Origin of the sequence: Mesorhizobium sp. M7A.F.Ca.US.010.02.1.1 (assembly GCF_004023085.1) — a bacterium.
In the GTDB taxonomy this organism is placed as follows: Bacteria; Pseudomonadota; Alphaproteobacteria; order Rhizobiales; family Rhizobiaceae; genus Mesorhizobium.
Genome location: NZ_RZRV01000107.1, coordinates 1 through 1079, shown reverse-complemented (window position 1 = coordinate 1079; position 1079 = coordinate 1). Strand labels below are relative to the sequence as shown.

Here is a 1079-nt window from a genome sequence, read left to right as displayed (position 1 = left end):
GGCCAATGTGGGGTGCCTTGCGGCTCGGGTTTGAGGCCGGATTGGCTGGGGTTTGACGGGTTCGGCGGATTTCGGGCGCAATGCGACCCTGTATTAGGTCGCCAGCGTCACCCAGCGGCGCATGTTGAAGGCCATGGCGGCGATGAGGATCTGTCCTGCCGCCTTGGCCAAGCCGCGGTAGCGGATGGCGCAAAGCCGCATGCGGTTCTTCAAGGTGGCAAAGGTCGTCTCGACGGCGAAGCGTTGCCGCGCAATGAGCCGGTTGAAATGCTTCAGGCGCGCTGGCAGATGCGGATGATGCTTGTTGGCGCGCCGCATCAGTCTTGGCTTGATCCCGCGCTCCCTCAGCAATACCTGGCGCGCCTTGGTGTGATAGGCCGCATCCGCCAGCACTGCGCCTTCGTCGCCACAGATCAGATGATCTGCCTCGACCGTGTCGTTGACGTTGGCCGCTGTCGTTCTCACCCGGCGGATCAGGCCAGAGCCCTGGTCGACACCGACATGGGCCTTGTAGCCATAGGAGGAGCCAGGCTTGCCCTGCCGGCGTGTAAAGCCGGCATCGGGATCGCCAGCCTCGCCGGCCTCGTGCGCCGTTCCACTGGGTGGCCGTGCCGCCGCCGTCTCGATCACCGTGGCATCGAGCATCGTACCGCGCCGCAGGATCAGCCCGGCCTTGTCCAACTGACGGTCCAGTTCGCCAAACAGCTTCTCCAGAAGCCCCGCCTCGACGAGACGATTGCGAAAGCGGTTGAGCGTGGTGTGGTCGGGCACCGTCTCTTCGAGCGTCAGCCCAACGAAGCGGCGGAACGACAGCCGATCGGCGAGCGCCTCCTCCAGTTCGCTGTCCGACAGTCCATACAAGGACTGCAGCAGAAGCGCCTTGAACATCACCAACGAATTGTAGGCAGGCCGGCCTGGTCCGGCCGGCGAGCGCAGCCGTGCCAGGATCTTCTCGAAGCGATACCACTTCACCAGCAACGACAACCGGTCCAGGCGACCGCTCCGACCAAGACCCTGCGGCAGCAGAGCCTCCACAAAACTGAACTGACCGCTCGGCTTCGTCGTCATCGCAAGATCCC

General features: G+C 64.2%; 1 protein-coding gene. It reads right to left on the bottom strand.

Annotation, left to right across the window (positions count from 1 at the left end):
- Positions 1 to 93: 93 nt before the first annotated feature.
- Positions 94 to 1079: IS5 family transposase (locus tag EOA19_RS34925; protein WP_245486466.1), on the bottom strand; the 986-nt coding region annotated here is incomplete at its 5' end.